The sequence below is a fragment of the Paenibacillus sp. 01T422 genome (assembly GCF_056398785.1).
Window position 1 is genome coordinate 1 of record NZ_JBFTQB010000518.1, and the last position, 4,549, is coordinate 4,549.

The following is a 4,549-nucleotide window of genomic DNA, read 5'->3' on the forward strand; positions in this document are numbered from 1 at the left end:
GACGTATCTTGAACTCGGAAGGATATAATCCATTGTCTCCCGAGAAAGCATCTGTGATCGATGAGTATTTGCACATCGACCGAAACAAGTTTTGGAATGTGGAGAAGGTAAGTTTGCTTCGCAATCGTAATGCAGACAATACATTGACATTTAGTTTGGTTAAAAAGGTTCCGGCTTTCACCGAGAAGCCGCTCGGCATGTTGATCGTCGAAATAAACGGCGGGCAGCTTCGCCACTTTTTGGCCAAAAATAATACACTCGGTGAAGTGATGATTCTAGATGAGGATTATTCGGTACTAGCGACTCAAAGTGAGAATAGTATGGTCGACACGGCAACCTTGCAGACTATTGTAGGGAATTTGCGTGGGAATGAAGAAAAGTCCGGCTTGTTTGAGTCGTTGGTAGGTGGCGCCCAGGTCGGTGTGGCGTATCAACGATCCTCGTTCAACGGATGGATTTATATCTCTTTGATTCCTATTGAACAAATCAAATTCGAGTCGCGGAGGACCGGTTGGATTATATTAGCTACTTGTGTCACTATGCTACTGCTTGCTGTGTTGATTTCACTGGCAGGCTCCCAACGGATGTATGCACCGATTCATAGGCTGTATTTATCCTTATTTTCACAGCAAGATCCGGAGCGTAAGCGGGTAGATGAATTTAGTATGATCAATGAAGGGTTCATGAAGATGCGCAGTGATCAGGTGCAGATGRCAGATAAACTTAGAAGTCATACGCGCCAACTAGAGGAATATTACGTGCTAAAGCTCGTTCGTGGGGACTTCAACCCGTCTGAAATCAATGAAAAGCTTGGTGGCATGAGTGTAGCTGGCCGGCGAATGGCCGTGCTAACGATTCAGATGGATACACTCAAGGGCACTCGGTACGAGGAGCGAGATAGCGAGCTACTGTTATTTGCGATTAACAACATGGTCAGTGATCTTATACCTTCGGCGCAGCGGTTGCTGCCGATCGTCTTGCAGTCTTCGCAAGTAACGCTTGTATTTGAGGAACCGGGGTCGGTAGAGGACTTCCGCACTTACATATATTCGCTAGCCAAAAATGTGCAGGATACCCTTGAACAATATTTGAAGCTGCGGATTAGTATTGGGATCAGCAGGTCTTATGACGGGTTGAGGCAAGCTAACCAAGCTTATAAGGAAGCGATAGATGCATTGAAATATCGGGTGATGTACGGTCAAAAGACGATCTTACACATCGATGACGTCCAGCCAGCCCACAATGTGACGAATGCGTATCCGAAGGAGCTGGAGCGGCAAATTCGCGATTCAGTCAAAATGGCAGATCGGGATAAAGCTCAGGAACTGCTACATGAATTTTTCGAGGAAATTTCCCGCCAGTATGTAAACTATAATGACTATCAGATCGCTGTCACGAGGTTCTTCGTCAACCTGATCTGGTTGCTTCAGGAGAGCGGCGGTGCGACGATTGACATACCCGAAGGGGAGGCTCCGCTTCTCGAACAGTTGAATGCGCTATCATCCGTGGATGAGGTGCGGCATTGGTTCAGAAACAAGTTGATTGAGCCAATCATCCGCGTCTATGACGATCAGCGACGCACGAGACATAAGTCGATTTCAGAAGAAGTTACCCAGTTGATTCACAGTAACTTCGATAGTGAAATTAGTTTGGAGTCGTGCTCCACCTTGCTTAATTATCACCCGAGCTACATCAGCAAAGTGCTGCGGCAGGAGCTGGGTATCAGCTTTAGCGACTATTTATTGCAGTATCGACTCTTGAAAGCAAAAGAAATGCTTGAAGAGACCGATATGAAAGTATCTGAAATCGCCCAGAAACTTCAATATAATAATTCCCAGAACTTCATCCGTTCTTTCCGCAAGCTAGTTGGGATTACTCCGGGCGCCTACCGCGAGGAACGGCTTAATAACATGCAGTATCGAGCATACAAGTCTTAAAAAAGAGGAGGGGAGTATCATGAAGCTGTTAGAGATTGCGGTTATACCGGGAGACGGTATTGGTAAGGAGGTTGTTCCTGCGGCGTTGGAGGTGCTGAATGCGGTGGCGGAGGTACACGGCGGAATTTCATTTCGGTACGAGTTCTTTCCGTGGAGCTGTGATTATTATGGACAGCATGGCAAGATGATGCCTGATGATGGATTGCAAACGCTTCAAAACTTTGCAGCGGTGTTTCTCGGGGCAGTCGGCGACCCTGCGCGAGTGCCCGATCATGTATCGTTATGGGGATTGCTTATTAAAATTCGTCGAGAATTCCAGCAGGTGATCAACATCCGGCCGGCCAAATATTTCCGTGGTCTTTCTTCGCCTCTGCTCCAGCCGAAAGATTTTGATCTTCTCGTTGTAAGGGAGAATAGTGAAGGCGAATACAGCGAAATAGGCGGCCGCATTCATAAAGGTGACGATGAAATTGCGATCCAGAACGCTGTGTTTACACGCACGGGCACCGAACGAGCGATGAGGTATGCGTTCGATCTCGCCCGTAAGCGTYGGGGTCATGTGACCAGTGCCACCAAATCGAACGGCATCGTGTATTCCATGCCGTTCTGGGACGAAGTATTTAAGGATGTGGGCAAGGATTATCCCGACGTGCAGACGACTTCGACGCATATTGATGCGCTGGCGGCCTTTTTTGTGACGAAGCCGCAGGTGTTTGATGTAGTCGTGGCGAGCAATCTGTTTGGCGACATCCTGACTGATATTGGCGCCGCCATTATGGGCAGTATTGGCATCGCCCCAGCCGCCAACATTAACCTGAACGGGAAGCATCCGTCGATGTTCGAACCCGTTCACGGCTCCGCGCCGGACATATCTGGACTAGGAATTGCCAATCCCATCGGACAGATCTGGACAGCCAAAATGATGCTGGACCATTTCGGCTATCAGGAGATCGGGCAGCATCTGCTTGTTGTGGTTGAGAGCGTTACGGATGCTGGGATTAAAACGAAGGATATCGGTGGTACAGCTACGACTCGTGAAGTGACGGCAGAGATTATTCGTAGATTGAAATATACCAAACAAATCTAAAAGCGTGGTTAGAATTCAATTGTGGAGGTAGCTTCTTATGAGTAAACCATATAGTGATTTATCATATTTGTATCTCGACAGCGCTAAAAGGCAGGCTCCAACTCGTGTTTCCACTGTGGAGTTGGAGGAAGCGGCGAACTCCAAGGTGCTTAATGTAGATACGATTACAAGCCCTGTAATTATCGAGTCGATGGAGTTGCTGTTTAACAATGGGCTGTATTTTCTGCGCACACGTTCCAAGGACGGCTCCGAAGGGGTAGCGGTAGCGAGTGAACGTGCAGCCTATTTGTACCCACTGTTGAAGCAGCTCATTATTCCGTTTTTTGTAGGTAAGGATGCACGTGAACTGGAGGAATTGCTTGACGGCGTCTACGTATACGAAAGTAATTACAAGCTGTCGGGTCTTGCTTTATGGTGCTGCATCTCCTGGGTAGAGGCGAGTCTGCTGGATATGCTGGGTCGCATTGTCAACAAGCCAATCGGCGATTTGCTAGGTGGCGTTATCCGCTCTGAAGTGCCAATCTATGTGGCCAGTGGCAACCGGGGCACGACGCCGCAAGAAGAGATCGAGGTTCTGCAGCGACGCATGGCTGACACAGGGGCGAAGGCGGTCAAGTTTAAGGTAGGCGGCCGTATGAGCAAAAATGCCGATTCCCTCGCAGGCCGCTCGGAGGGACTGATCTATATGGCGCGCCGTGAACTAGGTGATGACATCGCCATCCACGCCGACGGCAATGGCTCATACGATCCTCCGGTCGCGATCGAATACGGCAAAATGCTCGAAGAAATCGATGCCTTCTTCTATGAAGAACCGTGTCCGTTCGAACATCTTGAGGATACGAAGGAAGTCGCTGACAATCTAGCGATTCCGCTGGCATTCGGCGAGCAGGAGACGAGCATGCGCCGCTTTCGCTGGATCATCGACAATGACGCCGCTCAGGTCATACAGCCGGATTTGCAATACAACGGCGGCTTTATCCGCAACACGCGTATCGCACGAATGGCGGCGCTCAAAGGGATTCCTGTGACGCCGCATATTTCCGGCGGGTTCGGCTACGTGTACGTGCTGCATTACGCTTCATACATTCCGAACATTGGCAAGTTCCAGGAAGATAAGTCAGGGGTCAAAACGACTGGGTTTCTGTTTTCTCCACCGAAGGAGTCCAAAAACGGTGTCATTTATACGCCGACAGGTCCTGGTCTTGGTATGGACGTGGCGACGGTGAATGCTATACTTCGTAGAGCTTTAAAGGTTTGATATTTCAGATTATCATCAAATATGGGCGTCCAATAGAGACGCACGATAATAAGGCCAATCGGAGTTTATCCGATTGGCCTATTTTTTTTGGATACAGGTAAACGACTGATTTATCTGGTCTTGCGTGATTTCAAAATCCCAGCTTGTTCCCCGCTGGTATCCCTGCGTCATACAATTAAAACAGTACATTGACAGACATAGTAATATATCTTATCATACAGTTATGGAGGTGATTGTATGAGCGAGAACAAGATCACATCCGACCCT

Annotated in this window: 3 protein-coding genes; all 3 read left to right on the top strand. The window is 48.5% G+C overall.

The genetic code is table 11. The annotated features are described in order from the left end of the window. On the top strand, positions 1-1,937 hold a 1,937-nt coding region (locus AC1DUA_RS24775; protein WP_477502298.1), incomplete at its 5' end, for a helix-turn-helix domain-containing protein. Positions 1,938-1,956: 19 nt separating this feature from the next. Then, positions 1,957-3,024, top strand: coding sequence for a tartrate dehydrogenase (locus AC1DUA_RS24780; RefSeq protein ID WP_477502299.1), 1,068 nt, complete (start codon positions 1,957-1,959; stop codon positions 3,022-3,024). A gap of 37 nt (positions 3,025-3,061) precedes the next feature. Beyond that, a complete protein-coding gene (locus AC1DUA_RS24785) occupies positions 3,062-4,282 on the top strand; it encodes a mandelate racemase/muconate lactonizing enzyme family protein (protein ID WP_477502300.1) in 1,221 nt (406 codons plus the stop codon). Positions 4,283-4,549: the final 267 nt, after the last annotated feature.